A 15,445-nucleotide genomic window follows, 5' to 3' on the forward strand; every position below is an offset into this window, starting at 1 on the left:
CGCGAGGATTGCCGGAGACCGCCATGGAGACGCAACGCCTGTTTTTTGGCATCGGCCTGCCTGACGCGCTGCAGCAGCAGCTGGTGCGCTGGCGTGCCGATTGCTTTGCCGACGACGCTGGCCGCCCCATTGTTGCGGCCAATCTGCACCTGACGCTCGCCTTTCTCGGCGAGGTAAAAAGCGAGACCGCGCAGAAGCTGCAACAGCTGGCGGCGCGCATTCAGCAGCCCGCCTTCGATATCGATCTCGACGACGCCGGCCACTGGCCGCGTCCGGGCGTGGTATGGATCGGCTGCCGGCGGCCGCCGCGCGGCCTGCTTCAGCTGGCCGATCTGCTACGCGCCCAGGCGGCGCGCCACGGCTGCGCCCAGAGCGCCCAGCCGTTTCATCCGCACGTCACGCTGCTGCGCGACGCCGCCTCGCGCATCGCGCTGCCGCCGCGCGACTTTCACTGGCGCTTTCGCGTCGACCATTTCTCGCTGTTTTCCTCGCACTACGCGCGAGGCCGCACGCGCTATCAGGCGCTGGCGAGCTGGCCCCTGACCTGACTCTGGAGCGCTATGCTGTTTTCACCACCGTTAAAGTCCGCCCGGCTCATTGCCCGCTATAAGCGTTTCCTCGCCGACGTGGTGACGCCGGAAGGCGAAACCCTGACGATTCACTGCGCCAATACCGGCGCGATGACCGGCTGCGCCACGCCGGGCGATACGGTGTGGTACTCCACCTCCGACAGCCTGACGCGCAAATACCCGCACAGCTGGGAGCTGACCGAAACGCAGCAGGGCAACTGGATCTGCGTTAATACCCTGCGCGCCAATCAGCTGGTAAAAGAGGCGCTGCTCGCCGCTGCGATTCCGGAGCTGGCGGGCTATGAGCGCTGCCAGGCTGAAGTCAGGTATGGCGAGGAAAAGAGCCGAATCGATTTCCTGCTTCAGGCAGGCGGCAGACGCAACTGCTATATTGAAGTCAAGTCCGTGACCCTTTTACATCAAGGAAAAGGCTATTTTCCGGATGCGGTGACGGTCCGAGGCCAGAAGCACCTGCGCGAGCTAAGCGCCGTCGCGGCTGCCGGCCACCGGGCTGTTTTGCTGTTTGCGGTTCTGCACTCGGGGATTGAGGACGTCTCCCCCGCGCGTCACATTGACGCACGTTACGCAGACCAACTGGTCCAGGCGCAGCAGGACGGCGTAGAGATTTTGGCGTTTCGCGCGGATTTATCACCGGCAGGCCTGTTTCTGAAAAAGCCGGTTGCCGTAACCTTGTAATATCTTTTGCAAATTGTTGTGGTATGAATGGTTAACGCGAGGCGCTAAATACGCTGTTCCTCACAGGCTTGTCAAGGTGCGATCATCAATAATTGCCAACCTTGACTGCTTCTGTTATTTATAGCGGCCTGTTTTTCCCCGTAGGGGGATCGATGTACCCATTTGCGGCAGTGCGGCGAAATCCGCCAGGCAAAATGTAGTCCACTGACTACACTCATCCGCCTGACGCCTAATCGCTGGCGCTGAACCACAAAAGGTATAGTGCGTGTTATCCAGGAGAAACAACATGCAAGAAGGGCAAAACCGTAAAACATCGTCCCTGAGTATTCTCGCCATCGCTGGGGTGGAGCCATACCAGGAGAAGCCGGGCGAAGAGTATATGAACGAAGCCCAGCTGCAACATTTTCGCAAGATTCTGGAAGCCTGGCGCAATCAGCTGCGTGATGAAGTCGATCGCACCGTCTCGCATATGCAGGACGAAGCGGCGAACTTCCCGGATCCGGTTGACCGTGCCGCGCAGGAAGAGGAATTCAGCCTTGAACTGCGTAACCGCGACCGCGAGCGTAAGCTGATCAAGAAGATCGAGAAGACGCTGAAAAAAGTCGAAGATGACGACTTCGGCTACTGCGAATCCTGCGGCGTAGAGATCGGTATTCGCCGTCTGGAAGCGCGTCCGACCGCCGATCTTTGCATCGACTGCAAGACGCTGGCAGAAATCCGCGAAAAACAGATGGCTGGCTAACGCCTCGCCTGATTCACCGCACTGCGGAAAAGCACCTTGTTGTGCCGCTGTGCGGTGACTTTTAAAGCCAGTGTCTACGCATCCCTGCATTGGGCGTTTCGCCCCCTCGCCTTCCGGCGACCTTCATTTTGGCTCGCTGATTGCTGCCCTTGGCAGCTATCTGAGCGCACGCGCGCAAAACGGCCGCTGGCTGGTGCGCATCGAAGATATCGATCCGCCGCGCGAAGTTCCCGGCGCCGCCACGCGCATTTTGCATCAGCTGGAGCACTACGGCCTGCACTGGGACGGTGACGTCTTGTGGCAGTCGCAGCGTCATGACGCCTATCGCGAGGCGCTGGCCTGGCTGCAGGCGCATCGCCAGAGCTACTACTGCACCTGCACGCGTCGCCGCATCCAGCAGATCGGCGGATTCTATGACGGCCACTGCCGCGATCGCCAGCTGGGGCCGGAAAACGCCGCGCTGCGCCTGCGTCAGCACGCGCCGGTTTTTAGCTTCGACGATCGGCTGCATGGACATTTAGCGGTGGATGCGCGCCTGGCGCAGGAAGATTTTATTATCCATCGGCGCGACGGCCTGTTCGCCTATAACCTTGCGGTCGTGGTCGACGACCATTTTCAGGGGGTAACGGAGATCGTGCGCGGTGCGGATTTGATCGCGCCGACGGTGCGTCAAATCGCGTTGTATCAGCAGTTCGGCTGGCCGGTGCCTGAATACCTGCATTTGCCGCTGGCGATTAGCCCTGACGGCAATAAACTGTCGAAGCAAAATCATGCGCCCTCCCTGCCCGCGGGCGATCCGCGACCGCTGCTGGTACAGGCGCTGCGCTTTCTTGGACAGCCCGTTTCGGCAGGCTGGCAGGATGAAACCCAGGAGAAACTGCTGGAAAGTGCCCTCTCGCAGTGGAATATCGCTTTGATACCGCGGGAGAACGCCCTGAAACCGGCAGAGCCGACAACACCATTCCTAAATGATTCGCAACAGGCTATGATTAGCCGCTGATTTTATTTACACCACTTTACGTCGCTGTCGAGGTGTCCCATTTTTACCCGAGTTGCTAATTTTTGCCGGAAAGTCCTCATGCGTGATGAGGAGGCGCCTGTCGAGGTTGAAACTGAGCGTCATCAGATGACCATTATCGCTCGTGAGAGCCATAACATCTCGCGCAAAGACATTAGCGAAAATGCCCTCAAGGTACTCTATCGCCTGAACAAAGCAGGCTATGAATCCTATCTGGTGGGCGGTGGCGTTCGCGACCTGCTGCTGGGTAAAAAGCCCAAGGACTTCGATATCACCACCAACGCCACGCCAGAGCAGATGCGCAAGCTGTTCCGCAACTGCCGTCTGGTCGGGCGTCGCTTCCGTCTGGCGCACGTCATGTTCGGCCCTGAAGTGATCGAAGTCGCGACCTTCCGCGGCCATCATCAGGCCGATGACGATGTCCAGGAGGATCGCAACCAGTCGCAGCGCGCCCAGAGCGGCATGCTGCTGCGCGACAATATTTTCGGCAGCATCGAAGATGATGCGCAGCGCCGCGATCTGACGATCAACAGCCTCTATTACAACGTCGCCGACTTTACCGTACGCGACTATGTTGGCGGTCTGCAGGATTTGCAGCAGGGCATCATTCGCCTGATTGGCGATCCCGAGACGCGTTACCGCGAAGATCCGGTACGCATGCTGCGCGTGGTGCGCTTCGCTGCCAAACTCAATATGACCATTGCGGCGGAAACCGCCGAACCGATCCCGCGTCTCGCCACGCTGCTGCGCGATATCCCGCCGGCGCGCCTGTTTGAAGAGGCGCTAAAACTGCTGCAGGCGGGCTACGGCTATAGCACCTATATCAAGCTGCGCGAATTTCAGCTGTTCCAGCCGCTGTTCCCTACCATCACGCGCAACTTCACCGAAGAGGGCGACAGCAATATGGAGCGGATGGTGGCGCAGGTGCTGAAAAACACCGACAACCGCATCCACAACGATATGCGCGTCAATCCAGCCTTCCTGTTTGCAGCAATGTTCTGGTATCCGCAGCTCGAAGCGGCGCAGCGCATTGCGCAGGAGAGCGGCCTGACCTATTTCGACGCCTTCGCGATGGCAATGAACGATACGCTGGATGAAGCCTGCCGCGCGCTGGCGATCCCGAAACGCATCACCACGCTGATCCGCGATATCTGGCAGCTGCAGCTGCGCATGTCGCGCCGTCACGGCAAACGCGCCTGGAAGCTGATGGAGCATCCGAAGTTCCGCGCCGCCTACGATCTGCTGGCGCTGCGCGCCGAGGTCGAGAACAACCCGGAACTGATCCGCCTCAGCCACTGGTGGGGCGAATTCCAGGCCGCCGCGCCGACGCAGCAGAAAACCATGCTCAATACGCTGGGCGACGACCCGACGCCGCGCCGCAAAACGCGTCGTCCGCGCCGCCGCCCGGCCGCCCCGCGCCGCGACGGTCAAAACGCGTCGTGACACGCGTCTACCTGGCGCTCGGCAGCAACCTTGCCGATCCGCTGCAACAGGTCGACGCGGCGCTGCGGGCGCTCGACGCGCTGCCGGAGACGGCGCGCGTCGCCACCTCCTCTCTTTACCGCACGCCGCCTTACGGTCCGCCGGATCAGCCCGACTACCTGAATGCGGCGGTGGCGCTGGAGACCACTCTTGCGCCAGAAGCGCTGCTCGATCATACCCAGCGTATCGAGCATGAGCACGGCCGCGTGCGCAAAGCGGAACGCTGGGGGCCGCGCACGCTCGATATCGATATCCTGCTTTTCGGCCAGCAGCGCCTCAGCACGCCGCGTCTGATCGTGCCGCACTACGATATGCACAACCGCGCCTTTATGCTGGTGCCGCTGCTGGAGATCGCGCCCGGCGCAACGCTGCCGGACGGCCGCCCGCTGCGCGATCTGCTGGCTCCCCTCGACGCCAGCGCTATTCGCCTCTGGCACGGCTGACGCCGCACAGATTGATACGCGGGAGATTCCGCTCTCTCGCGCTATCCAGTACACTGCGCCCATCTGAAATACCTGAGTTGAGAGCGCAATGAAACCCACCACTATTTCTCATCTGCGTCAGTGGAAAGCGAGCGGACGTAAGTTCGCCACCCTGACCGCCTACGATTTCAGCTTTGCCCGCCTGTTCGCTGACGAAGGCATCCAGGTGATGCTGATCGGCGATTCGCTCGGCATGACGGTTCAGGGTCATGAGTCGACGCTGCCGGTCACCGTCGCCGATATCGCCTATCACACCGCCGCCGTGCGTCGCGGCGCGCCGCAGGCGCTGGTGATGGCCGACCTGCCCTTTATGAGCTACGCCACGCCGCAGCAAACCTTCGACAGCGCCGCGCAGCTGATGCGCGCCGGCGCCAATATGGTGAAGCTGGAGGGCGGCGCCTGGCTGGCGGAGACGGTGCGCATGCTGACCGAGCGCGCGGTGCCGGTGTGCGGCCATCTCGGCCTGACGCCGCAGTCGGTGAATATCTTCGGCGGCTATAAGGTGCAGGGCCGCGACGAGGCGGCTGCCGAGCGGCTGCTGGCCGACGCGCTGGCGCTGGAAGCCGCGGGCGCGCAGCTGATGGTGCTGGAGTGCGTGCCGGTTTCGCTGGCGCAGCGCATCACCCAGGCGCTGACGATTCCGGTTATCGGCATCGGCGCGGGCAACGTCACCGACGGCCAGATTCTGGTGATGCATGACGCCTTCGGCATTACCGGCGGCCATATCCCGAAATTTGCGAAGAACTTTCTCGCTGAGGCGGGCGACATTCGCGCCGCTATCCGTCACTATATCGCCGAAGTTGAAGCGGGAACCTATCCTGCGGCTGAACACAGTTTCCAGTAATTCAGGAGCTTTACCGTGCTGATCATAGAAACGCTGCCGATGCTGCGCCGTGAAATTCGTCGCTGGCGGCAGGCAGGAAAACGCATCGCGCTGGTGCCGACCATGGGCAATCTGCATGACGGCCATTTAACGCTGGTGGATGAGGCGCGCGAGCGCGGCGATATTGTCGTGGTATCGATTTTCGTCAATCCGATGCAGTTCGATCGCGCCGACGATCTGGCGCGCTACCCGCGCACGCTGCAGGAGGACTGCGAGAAGCTCAATCGCCGCAGCGTCGATGTGGTCTTCGCGCCCGCGCCTGCGGAGGTTTACCCGCACGGGCTGGCAAACCAGACCTTTGTCGAGGTGCCGGTGCTGTCGTCGCTGCTGGAGGGCGCAAGCCGCCCCGGCCATTTTCGCGGCGTCGCGACTATTGTCAGCAAGCTGTTTAATCTGGTGCAGCCCGATATCGCTTGTTTCGGCGAGAAGGATTTTCAGCAGCTGGCGATTATTCGCAAAATGGTGGCGGATATGGGCTTCGATATTGAGATTCTCGGCGTGCCGACGGTGCGCGCCAAAGATGGCCTGGCACTCAGCTCGCGCAACGGCTATCTCACCGACGACGAGCGTCAGCTCGCACCTGCGCTGGCGCAGGTGATGAACGGCATGGCGGCGCGCCTTGCCAACGGCGAACGCCATATCGAAGAGATTATCGAAGCCGCCGAGGCGGCGCTTAGCGAGAAAGGATTGCGCCCGGACGGACTGGCCATTTGCGACGCCGATACGCTGGAGCCGCTGACGGTCGAGAGCCGTTGCGCAGTGATCCTGATGGCGGCATGGCTGGGCAAAGCGCGTCTTATTGATAATCAACAGGTCGACCTCACGCAGTAGGCGGGGTCGTTTTCAGGCAGAACAACAAGGTCTTCTGGTTATGATACGTACCGTTTTACAAGGCAAGCTGCACCGCGTGAAGGTGACTCAGGCGGATTTGCACTATGAAGGTTCCTGCGCCATCGATCAGGATTTCCTCGACGCCTCCGGCATCCTGCAGTATGAAGCCATCGATATCTATAACGTCACTAACGGCCAGCGCTTTTCCACCTACGCGATTGCCGCCGAACGCGGTTCGAAGATTATTTCCGTCAACGGCGCGGCGGCCCGCTGCGCCTGCGAAGGGGATATCCTGATTATCTGCTCTTACGTGCAGGTCGAGGATGCGGAAGCGCGCCAGTGGCAGCCGAAGGTCGCCTATTTCGACGGCGACAACGAGATGAAGCGTCTGGCGAAGGCGCTGCCGGTGCAGGTCGCCTGAGGGGCAAGGTGCTGACGTGGGCGGCAGCAGTCAACTCTGATGCTAAAGCGTGGGTAACAGGGACCGGAGAGCAAAGCGTCCCGCCCAGGGACAAAAACGCCGGGAGCGTTTTTGAACAACGCAGCGCGTTGGCCCGGTAACGGGCGCACCTCAGGGATGAGGTGCGTGTCCGCGCGGGCCGAGCGAGCAGGGATGCCTTGAGCGACTTTGCGATCGGGCCCTGTTACCTGCGCCAGCTCTCGCTTCTCATCTTAAGCAGCCATCAGGCTGCTTTTTTATCAGGTGCGCAGGCCGCGTCCACGCTGAATCAGCGTGTAGACCAGAATATAAAACACCAGGATAAAGGCGATCAGAACCGACAGGGTGAACACCAGCGGCACATCGTTGATGCCGAGGAAGCCGAAGCGGAAGCCGCTGATCATGTAGACAATTGGATTCAGCTTCGACACCGCCTGCCAGAACGGCGGCAGCAGCGTCAGCGAATAGAACACCCCGCCCAGATAGGTCAGCGGCGTCAGCACAAAGGTCGGGATCAGGCTGATATCGTCGAAGGTGCGCGCAAATACGGCGTTAAGCAGGCCAGCCAGCGAAAAGAGGATCGCCGTCAGCAGCAGCGTCACCGCCACCATTGTCCAGGAGTGGACGTGGAACGGCACGAAAAACAGCGAAATCGCCGTGACCAGCACCCCGACGCAGAGACCGCGCGCCACGCCGCCGCCGACATAGCCGGCGATAATAATGTGCGTCGGCACCGGCGCCACCAGCAGCTCTTCAATATTGCGCTGAAATTTGGCGCTGAAGAACGACGAGGCGACGTTGGCGTAGGCGTTAGTAATCACCGCCATCATAATCAGGCCCGGCACGATAAACTGCATATAGCTGAAGCCGTGCATATCGCCGATGCGCGAGCCGATCAGGTTGCCGAAAATAATAAAATAGAGCGTCATGGTGATCACCGGCGGCACCAGCGTCTGGATCCAGATGCGCGCGAAACGGTTAATCTCTTTAGCCCAGATACTCTTCAGCGCTACCCAGTACAAATGTGTCATGCTTTCACTCCTTTGCCCTGCACCAGGCTGACAAACAGCTCTTCCAGGCGGTTCGCCTTGTTACGCATGCTCAGGACCTGAACGCCCTGCGTGCTAAGCTGGCTGAACACGCTGTTCAGCCCCTGCTCGCGCATCACTTCGACCTCCAGCGTCGAGGCGTCCACCAGACGATACTGGAACCCTTCCAGCGTCGGCAGCGCGCTGCCCGGCGCGAGATCGAGAATAAAAGTTTCCGACTGCAGCTTGGCCAGCAGCCCCTTCATAGAGGTGTTCTCCACCAGCTCGCCGCTCTGAATAATGCCGATGTTGCGGCACAGCATCTCCGCCTCTTCCAGATAGTGCGTGGTTAAAATAATGGTGGTGCCTTTTTCGTTCAGCTCTTTCAGGAAGGTCCACATCGAGCGGCGCAGCTCGATATCGACGCCCGCCGTCGGTTCGTCGAGGATCAGCAGCTTCGGCTCATGCATCAGCGCGCGGGCGATCATCAGGCGACGCTTCATGCCGCCGGAAAGCATCCGCGCGCGCTCGTTGCGCTTGCCCCAGAGATCGAGCTGCGTCAGATATTTCTCTGCGCGCTGCTGCGCGTCGCGGCGCTCAACGCCGTAGTAGCCCGCCTGGTTCACCACAATCTGCTGCACGGTCTCGAACGGGTTGAAGTTAAACTCCTGCGGCACCAGGCCGAGCTGGCGTTTGGCGTTGACCACCTCTTTCTCCAGGTCGTAGCCGAACACGCGCACGCTGCCGCCCGATTTGTTCACCAGCGAACTGATAATCCCAATGGTGGTCGATTTGCCCGCGCCGTTCGGCCCCAGCAGCGCATAAAAATCGCCGGCTTCGACGTTAAGATCGATCCCTTTCAGCGCCTGCACGCCGCCGGAATAGGTCTTGGTCAGCCGGGAAAGTTCCAGTGCATAAGTCATTCCGAATCCATATCCTGTTTTAATGTCGGTGTGTCGCGACAGACATAGCGAGCCGCAGGCTGACGCGATGTCGCCGCAACGTTGCTACTTATGATGAGCCACCCTGAGCGTAAAATCTTCCTGGATGGGCATTTTTTTGCGGAGGTGTGGGCTGAACTCCCGAACCGGAGCACAGCCTACACCAGGCTGACGCGGTCAGCCTTGGAAGATTGTGCGGTCAGGCTCAGGATTCGAGCGGCACCACTTTGCCGATATAGGGCAGATGACGATAGCGCTGGGCGTAGTCGATGCCGAAGCCGACCACGAACTCGTCAGGAATGGCGAAGCCGACATATTCCACCGTCACCTCCACTTCGCGGCGCTCGGGCTTATCCAGCAGCGTGCAGATGGCGAGGGACTTCGGCTCGCGCAGGCGCAGGATCTCGCGCACCTTGCTCAGCGTGTTGCCGGAGTCGATGATATCTTCGACAATCAGCACATCTTTGCCGCGAATATCTTCATCGAGATCCTTAAGGATTTTCACGTCGCGCGAGCTGGACATGCCGCTGCCGTAGCTGGAGGCGGTCATAAAGTCGACTTCGTGTGGCACCTCGACGGCGCGGCAGAGATCGGCCATAAACATAAAGGAGCCGCGCAGCAGCCCGACCAGCACCATCTCGCTGCCGCTGTCGCGATAGCGCTCGGAAATCTCTTTACCCAGTTCGGCAATGCGCGTTGCGATCGCCTCCTGGGAAATCATCACTTCAACAGTATGTTTCAAAACCTGTACTTCTCGTTGATTTTAAAGGGATCGTCCATCCTCAGCCGCGGATGAACAGAGAGAACCCGCTCAGACCTGAGCGGGTAGCGATTTGCAGGAGAGTATCACAGCTTGCCAGACGCGGCGAGATGCCGCGCTATGGCGTTGCCAGCCTCATCGTGCCTGGATGATATAAACTTAGAACTTACCGGCCTTTACCAGAACATTCCGCTGCATGTTAGCTTATGTCCAACATATCGTTACCTTACCTCTGCCCTGAGCAGGAGATCCCATGTCCCACAGCTCCAGTAAAAAAACCCATATTGGCGAGCGCAAGCTGCACCCTGAAACCCAGATGCTGAACTATGGCTACGATCCGCGCCTGTCGGAAGGCGCGGTCAAACCGCCGGTGTTTCTGACCTCGACCTTTGTTTTCAACAGCGCCGAAGAGGGGCGAGACTTCTTCGATTACGTATCCGGACGACGCCAGCCGCCGGAAGGCAAAAGCGGCGGCCTGATCTATTCGCGCTTTAACCACCCCAACAGCGAAATTGTCGAAGATCGCCTGGCGATTTATGAGGAAGCGGAGAGCTGCGCCCTCTTCTCCTCAGGCATGTCAGCCATCTCCACTACCCTGCTGACCTTTGCGCGCCCGGGCGATGTGATCCTCCATTCGCAGCCGCTTTACGGCGGCACCGAAACGCTGCTGAGCAAAACGCTGCACAACCTGAATATCGAGCCGGTCGGCTTCAGCGACGGCACCGACGAGGAGAAAGTGCGCGCCGCCGCGCAGAAGGCGTTGAGCATGGGGCGCGTCGCGCTGATCCTGATCGAGACGCCCGCCAACCCCACCAACAGCCTAGTGGACATCGCGCTAATCGCGCGCATCGCCGACGAGATCGGCCAGCAGCAGGGATCGCGTCCGGTGGTGGCCTGCGACAATACGCTGCTCGGCCCGCTGTTTCAGCGTCCGCTGAACTTCGGCGCCGATATCTCGCTCTACTCGCTGACCAAATATGTCGGCGGCCATTCCGATCTGATCGCCGGGGCGGCGATGGGCAGCAAAGCGCTGATTACGCAGATACGCTCGCTGCGCAGCGCCATCGGCACCCAGCTCGATCCGCACTCCAGCTGGATGATCGGCCGTTCACTGGAGACGCTGTCGCTACGAATGGAGAAGGCCTGGCAGAACGCCGAGGCGGTGGCCGCCTTTTTGCGCGACCATGAGAAGGTGGCGAAGCTACAGTGGCTGCCCTACCTCGACGAGCACAGCGCCGAAGGCCGCACCTTCCGCCAGCAGTGCAGCGGCGCCGGTTCGACCTTTTCGTTTGATATTGTCGGCGGACAGCCCGCCGCGTTCCGCTTCCTGAACGCGCTGGCGCTGTTTAAGCAGGCGGTGAGCCTGGGCGGCACCGAATCGCTTGCCAGCCATCCCGGCAGCACCACCCATTCCGGCGTGCCCGAGGCGGTCAGGCAGCGCATCGGCATCAGCGACGCCACTATCCGTCTCTCTATCGGCATTGAGAACGCCGGCGATCTGGTGGAAGACATTCGCCTGGCGCTCGAGAAGGCCTGATCAGCCGACGCTGAAGCCCAGCATCATGCCGGTGTCTTCATGCTCCAGCAGATGACAGTGCGCCATATAGGCGTGTTCGGCGGCGGCGCGATGGTCAAAGCGCACCAGCACTTCGCTGCGCCAGCCGTCGACATTGACCATATCTTTCCAGCCCTGGCGATGCGGCGCAGGCGGCTTGCCGTTTTCTGAGAGAATGCGGAATTGCGTGCCGTGAATATGGAAAGGATGCAGCATCTTGTCGCCTTCGCCGGAGATGGTCCATTTTTCCAGCTGGCCGGGCGTCACGTTAAACATCGGCTTCGCCATATTAAAAGCCTGACCGTTGATCTTATTGCCGCTGTGGAAGTCGTAGCCCTGGGCTGCGCCGCCGTGGGCGTCATGCATCGCCATATCATGGCCATCCATCTTCATCGCCTCGCCGCCTGACGGCATGGCGTGATGCCCGCCCGCCTTGCCCATCGCTTTATCGCCGTAACGCTGCATCAGCGCCGCCATGCCTTGCTGATCGAGCTGCGGATCCATCATCAGCTGCAGCCAGCGCGCGTTAGCGCCTTCCGCCGAGGGCACCGGCGGCAGCTGCACCAGGTTATCCGGCAGCGTCGCGCTCGCCATTACGCGCAGCGGCAGGATCTGCACCAGCGGCAGCGGCTGGTCGAACGGCGCCAGCGTCATGCCCATCTGCTCAACCGGCAGGGTAACGATATCGAAGCTTTTGCCATCGGAGGTATCGACCATCACCTCGAAGCGCTCGCCCGGCAGCAGCGGCAGGGACGCAACCTTTACCGGCTCCGCCAGCAGGCCGCCGTCGCTGCCGATAACATAGAGCGGTCGGTTATCGCTGGCGGCGATATGCAGCGAGCGCGCGTTGCAGCCGTTCAGCAGGCGCAGGCGCAGCCAGCCGCGCGGCACCGCCTGCTGCGGATACTGGACGCCGTTGGTCAGCATCATATCGCCGAACCAGCCTACCGCGGCGCTCATGATGTCGAGCTGATAGTCGATGCGGCTGCCATCCTGGGTGAGCCGCTTGTCCTGAAAAATCAGCGGCACATCGTCCGAGCCCCACTGCGACGGCAGACGCAGTTTGTCGGTCTCCTCGTCCTGCAGCAGGATCAGGCCTGCCAGCCCTTGCGCCACCTGGTGGCCAGTTTTGCCATGCAGGTGCGGATGGAACCAGCAGGTGGCGGCGGGCTGATCCGGCGTAAAGCTCACCTGCCGCGCCGCGCCAGGCTCGATGCGCGCCATCGGCCCGCCGTCGACGTCGCCAGGGATCGCCAGGCCGTGCCAGTGCAGCGTGGTCGCTTCCGGCAGCCGGTTAACAATATTGACCGTGGTCGGTTTGCCGCGGCGCAGCACGATGGCAGGCCCCAGCAGCGCGCCGTTATAGCCCCACGTCGGCACACTCTTGCCCTGCCACTGGCTGGTGCCAGTCATGGCGGTGATCTGGATCTGGCCGCGCGGATCCGCCTCCAGTCGTGATGGAACCGGCAGCAGCGGACGGCTGGCCGCCATCAGAGATCGGCTCCAGAGCGGCAGCGCGCCGGCTGCGCTCAGCGCGGCGGTCAGCTTAAGAAAGTGTCGACGATGCATAGCTTATTCATCCGTGTGATAAGGGAACCACAGCCTAAACCCTTCCCCTGAGGGAGGGTCAAGCGCTTGATGGCGGAAACGCCTGAAAAAAGTGCTTAAGCCAGCGTCCAGCGGCAAAATAATCGGAATCCTGCCAGGCACTGTGCTATCGTCACATGAATGATTAATGAATGAGAACCACTATGAAGAAAAGCATCAAGATCCTGTTACTGTCAGGACTCCTTGGCTTCTCCTCCACCAGTTTCGCGCTGAGCGAATCCGAAGCAGAAGATCTGGCCGATCTCACCGCGGTATTCGTTTATCTGAAAAATGATTGCGGCTATCAGGATCTGCCTGATGCGCAAATCCGCAAAGCTCTGGTGTTTTTCGCCCAGCAGAACCGCTGGGATTTGAGTAATTACGCCGCCTACAATATGAAGGCGCTTGGCGAAGCGAGCTATAAAGATCTGAGCGGCATCGCCATTACTAACGACAAGAAGTGTAAGTCGCTGGCGCGTGATTCCCTCAGCCTGCTCGCCTACGTTAAATAAGCCGTAAGCCCGCCTCTTTGCCGATCATTCGACCGTGCATGCACGGTCACTCCTGGTTATGATGTGTCGCTCTTTTTCATGGCGAAGTCATCAGAGAGGAGCCCACCATGGCGCAAAAAGAAATGTGGTATGAAACCCTTCATGCCGGTTTCGGACAATATTTCACGGTCGACAAAGAGCTGTACCGGGAAAAAACCGCGCATCAGGATTTGATCATCTTCGAAAACGCGCAGATGGGCCGCGTAATGGCGCTGGACGGCGTGGTGCAAACCACCGAGCGCGACGAATTCATCTATCACGAAATGATGACGCACGTACCGCTGCTGGCGCACGGCGCGGCGAAGCGCGTGCTGATCATCGGCGGCGGCGACGGCGCGATGCTGCGCGAGGTCGCGCGTCATCAGCAGCTGGAAAGCATCACGATGGTGGAGATTGACGCTGGCGTTGTCACCTTCTGTCAGCAATATCTTCCCAACCATAGCCAGGGCGCCTATAACGATCCGCGTCTCAATCTGGTCATCGACGACGGCGTAAACTTCGTCAACCAGACGCAGGAAAAATTCGACGTGATTATCTCCGACTGCACCGATCCTGTCGGTCCGGGCGAAAGCCTGTTCACCTCGGAATTTTACGCAGGCTGTAAAAACGCTCTCAATCCCGGCGGGATTTTCGTGGCGCAGAACGGCGTTTGCTTTCTGCAGCAGGAAGAGGCAATCAACAGCCATCGTAAACTGAGCCACTATTTCGCCGACGTCACTTTTTATCAGGCAGCGATTCCGACCTACTATGGCGGCATTATGACCTTCGCCTGGGCGAGTGATAATTCGGCGCTGCGGCAGCTCGATCTCGCTACGCTGCAGGCGCGTTTCGCGGCGGCTGGACTGGCGTGCCGCTACTATAATTCAGCTATCCATGCGGGTAGTTTCGCACTGCCGCAGTACCTGCTGACCGCCCTGTCTGCTGAACAGCCTTTATAAGGAGGTGAACCAAATTGCAAAAGCTTAAACTGCATGGCTTCAACAACCTGACCAAAAGCCTGAGTTTTTGTATTTACGATATTTGTTATGCGAATACTGAAGCCGAACGCGATGGCTACATCGCCTATATCGACGAGCAGTACAATGCCACTCGTCTGACCGAGATTCTGACGGAAACCTGCTCGATCATCGGCGCCAACGTGCTGAATATCGCGCGCCAGGATTATGAACCTCAGGGCGCCAGCGTTACCATCCTGGTGAGCGAAGAGCCGATCGATCCAAAGGACATCGACAATTCGGAACATCCCGGCCCGCTGCCTAATTCCGTTGTGGCGCATCTGGATAAGAGCCATATCTGCGTGCACACCTATCCAGAAAGCCATCCTGAAGGCGGCCTGTGCACCTTCCGCGCGGATATCGAAGTCTCAACCTGCGGCGTGATTTCCCCGCTGAAGGCGCTGAACTACCTGATCCACCAGCTAGAATCTGATATCGTGACCGTCGACTATCGCGTGCGCGGTTTTACCCGCGACGTGAATGGCGTGAAACACTTTATCGACCATGAAATTAATTCCATCCAGAACTTTATGTCAGAAGATATGAAGGCGATGTATGACATGGTGGATGTGAACGTTTATCAGGAAAACATCTTTCACACCAAGATGTTGCTGAAAGAATTTGACCTGAAGCACTACCTCTTCAATACCCGTCCTGAAGATCTCAGCCCGGCGGAACATAAGCGTATTACCGACCTGCTGTGGAAAGAGATGCGCGAGATTTACTACGGCCGCAATATTCCGGCGGTGGGATTAAAAACCCTGTAATTATTATGCGCGCACCTCCGGGCTATTTTACGGGTGCGCGCCCTTTCACACTTCTACCTGCCAAAATAGCGACAGCGGAATTTGCCTGATCGCAAACAATAAACTTCCTGAGTGAGGGT

General features: G+C 59.7%; 17 protein-coding genes. 13 read left to right on the plus strand and 4 right to left on the minus strand.

Going from position 1 to position 15,445, the window contains the following annotated elements:
- The first annotated feature begins 23 nt into the window (after nt 1-23).
- From thpR to panD, 9 genes are all read left to right on the plus strand, one after another.
- The gene (gene thpR / locus ACR6A7_RS19010) at nt 24-548 is read left to right on the plus strand and encodes an RNA 2',3'-cyclic phosphodiesterase (RefSeq protein WP_434126831.1); all 525 of its coding nucleotides are present in this window, start codon (nt 24-26) and stop codon (nt 546-548) included.
- A gap of 12 nt (nt 549-560) precedes the next feature.
- Nucleotides 561-1,265, plus strand: a complete 705-nt coding sequence (gene sfsA / locus ACR6A7_RS19015) for a DNA/RNA nuclease SfsA (RefSeq protein WP_434126832.1) — start codon at nt 561-563, stop codon at nt 1,263-1,265.
- Between the two features lie 286 nt (nt 1,266-1,551).
- Nucleotides 1,552-2,007 (plus strand): RNA polymerase-binding protein DksA, encoded by a 456-nt coding sequence (dksA, locus tag ACR6A7_RS19020; RefSeq protein WP_033749555.1) that lies wholly within the window; start codon nt 1,552-1,554, stop codon nt 2,005-2,007.
- A gap of 70 nt (nt 2,008-2,077) precedes the next feature.
- Nucleotides 2,078-3,007, plus strand: a complete 930-nt coding sequence (gene gluQRS, locus ACR6A7_RS19025) for a tRNA glutamyl-Q(34) synthetase GluQRS (RefSeq protein ID WP_434126835.1) — start codon at nt 2,078-2,080, stop codon at nt 3,005-3,007.
- 39 nt (nt 3,008-3,046) lie between these two features.
- Entirely contained in the window at nt 3,047-4,468 is a 1,422-nt protein-coding gene (gene pcnB / locus ACR6A7_RS19030) for a polynucleotide adenylyltransferase PcnB (protein WP_434126865.1), read from the plus strand.
- Complete coding sequence (folK, locus tag ACR6A7_RS19035; protein WP_434126837.1) at nt 4,465-4,950, plus strand: 2-amino-4-hydroxy-6-hydroxymethyldihydropteridine diphosphokinase; 486 nt, start codon at nt 4,465-4,467, stop codon at nt 4,948-4,950. Before pcnB ends, folK begins: the two co-directional genes overlap by 4 nt.
- An 88-nt stretch (nt 4,951-5,038) precedes the next feature.
- Nucleotides 5,039-5,833, plus strand: a complete 795-nt coding sequence (gene panB, locus ACR6A7_RS19040) for a 3-methyl-2-oxobutanoate hydroxymethyltransferase (protein WP_048783853.1) — start codon at nt 5,039-5,041, stop codon at nt 5,831-5,833.
- 15 nt (nt 5,834-5,848) lie between these two features.
- Nucleotides 5,849-6,703 (plus strand): pantoate--beta-alanine ligase, encoded by an 855-nt coding sequence (panC, locus tag ACR6A7_RS19045; RefSeq protein WP_434126842.1) that lies wholly within the window; start codon nt 5,849-5,851, stop codon nt 6,701-6,703.
- Between the two features lie 40 nt (nt 6,704-6,743).
- Nucleotides 6,744-7,124, plus strand: a complete 381-nt coding sequence (gene panD, locus ACR6A7_RS19050) for an aspartate 1-decarboxylase (protein ID WP_434126844.1) — start codon at nt 6,744-6,746, stop codon at nt 7,122-7,124.
- Between the two features lie 278 nt (nt 7,125-7,402).
- On the opposite strand, the gene ACR6A7_RS19055 is transcribed toward panD, so the two are convergent.
- The 3 genes from ACR6A7_RS19055 to hpt form a co-directional block, all read right to left on the minus strand.
- On the minus strand, nt 7,403-8,173 hold the full coding sequence (locus ACR6A7_RS19055; RefSeq protein WP_434126846.1) for an ABC transporter permease: 771 nt from the start codon (nt 8,171-8,173) through the stop codon (nt 7,403-7,405).
- Nucleotides 8,170-9,093 (minus strand): ABC transporter ATP-binding protein, encoded by a 924-nt coding sequence (locus ACR6A7_RS19060; RefSeq protein WP_434126847.1) that lies wholly within the window; start codon nt 9,091-9,093, stop codon nt 8,170-8,172. Before ACR6A7_RS19060 ends, ACR6A7_RS19055 begins: the two co-directional genes overlap by 4 nt.
- A 223-nt stretch (nt 9,094-9,316) precedes the next feature.
- Complete coding sequence (gene hpt, locus ACR6A7_RS19065) at nt 9,317-9,853, minus strand: hypoxanthine phosphoribosyltransferase (RefSeq protein WP_434126848.1); 537 nt, start codon at nt 9,851-9,853, stop codon at nt 9,317-9,319.
- A 271-nt stretch (nt 9,854-10,124) separates the two neighbouring features.
- On the opposite strand from hpt, the gene ACR6A7_RS19070 reads away from it, so the two are divergent.
- Nucleotides 10,125-11,408 (plus strand): cystathionine gamma-synthase family protein, encoded by a 1,284-nt coding sequence (locus ACR6A7_RS19070; protein ID WP_434126849.1) that lies wholly within the window; start codon nt 10,125-10,127, stop codon nt 11,406-11,408.
- Here the strand turns inward: ACR6A7_RS19070 and cueO are convergent, their stop codons facing one another.
- Nucleotides 11,409-12,995, minus strand: coding sequence for a multicopper oxidase CueO (gene cueO, locus ACR6A7_RS19075; protein ID WP_434126850.1), 1,587 nt, complete (start codon nt 12,993-12,995; stop codon nt 11,409-11,411). It abuts the gene before it with no gap.
- Between the two features lie 182 nt (nt 12,996-13,177).
- Here cueO and ACR6A7_RS19080 point away from each other — a divergent pair, with 182 nt between their 5' ends.
- From ACR6A7_RS19080 to speD, 3 genes are all read left to right on the plus strand, one after another.
- The gene (locus ACR6A7_RS19080) at nt 13,178-13,525 is read left to right on the plus strand and encodes a YacC family pilotin-like protein (protein WP_033749537.1); all 348 of its coding nucleotides are present in this window, start codon (nt 13,178-13,180) and stop codon (nt 13,523-13,525) included.
- Nucleotides 13,526-13,632: 107 nt separating this feature from the next.
- Entirely contained in the window at nt 13,633-14,502 is an 870-nt protein-coding gene (gene speE / locus ACR6A7_RS19085) for a polyamine aminopropyltransferase (protein WP_434126851.1), read from the plus strand.
- Between the two features lie 14 nt (nt 14,503-14,516).
- The gene (gene speD / locus ACR6A7_RS19090) at nt 14,517-15,326 is read left to right on the plus strand and encodes an adenosylmethionine decarboxylase (protein ID WP_434126852.1); all 810 of its coding nucleotides are present in this window, start codon (nt 14,517-14,519) and stop codon (nt 15,324-15,326) included.
- Nucleotides 15,327-15,445 lie beyond the last annotated feature (119 nt).

Source organism: Pantoea phyllosphaerae, from assembly GCF_051025595.1.
In the GTDB taxonomy this organism is placed as follows: Bacteria; Pseudomonadota; Gammaproteobacteria; order Enterobacterales; family Enterobacteriaceae; genus Pantoea.

What these genes read in the sequence shown, in the direction of transcription:
- thpR (WP_434126831.1), top strand. Translation starts at nt 24, where the DNA reads ATGGAGACGCAACGCCTGTTTTTTGGCATCGGCCTGCCTGACGCGCTG.
- sfsA (WP_434126832.1), top strand. Translation starts at nt 561, where the DNA reads ATGCTGTTTTCACCACCGTTAAAGTCCGCCCGGCTCATTGCCCGCTAT.
- dksA (WP_033749555.1), top strand. Translation starts at nt 1,552, where the DNA reads ATGCAAGAAGGGCAAAACCGTAAAACATCGTCCCTGAGTATTCTCGCC.
- panB (WP_048783853.1), top strand. Translation starts at nt 5,039, where the DNA reads ATGAAACCCACCACTATTTCTCATCTGCGTCAGTGGAAAGCGAGCGGA.
- panD (WP_434126844.1), top strand. Translation starts at nt 6,744, where the DNA reads ATGATACGTACCGTTTTACAAGGCAAGCTGCACCGCGTGAAGGTGACT.
- ACR6A7_RS19055 (WP_434126846.1), bottom strand. Translation starts at nt 8,173, where the DNA reads ATGACACATTTGTACTGGGTAGCGCTGAAGAGTATCTGGGCTAAAGAG.
- ACR6A7_RS19060 (WP_434126847.1), bottom strand. Translation starts at nt 9,093, where the DNA reads ATGACTTATGCACTGGAACTTTCCCGGCTGACCAAGACCTATTCCGGC.
- ACR6A7_RS19070 (WP_434126849.1), top strand. Translation starts at nt 10,125, where the DNA reads ATGTCCCACAGCTCCAGTAAAAAAACCCATATTGGCGAGCGCAAGCTG.
- cueO (WP_434126850.1), bottom strand. Translation starts at nt 12,995, where the DNA reads ATGCATCGTCGACACTTTCTTAAGCTGACCGCCGCGCTGAGCGCAGCC.
- ACR6A7_RS19080 (WP_033749537.1), top strand. Translation starts at nt 13,178, where the DNA reads ATGAAGAAAAGCATCAAGATCCTGTTACTGTCAGGACTCCTTGGCTTC.
- speE (WP_434126851.1), top strand. Translation starts at nt 13,633, where the DNA reads ATGGCGCAAAAAGAAATGTGGTATGAAACCCTTCATGCCGGTTTCGGA.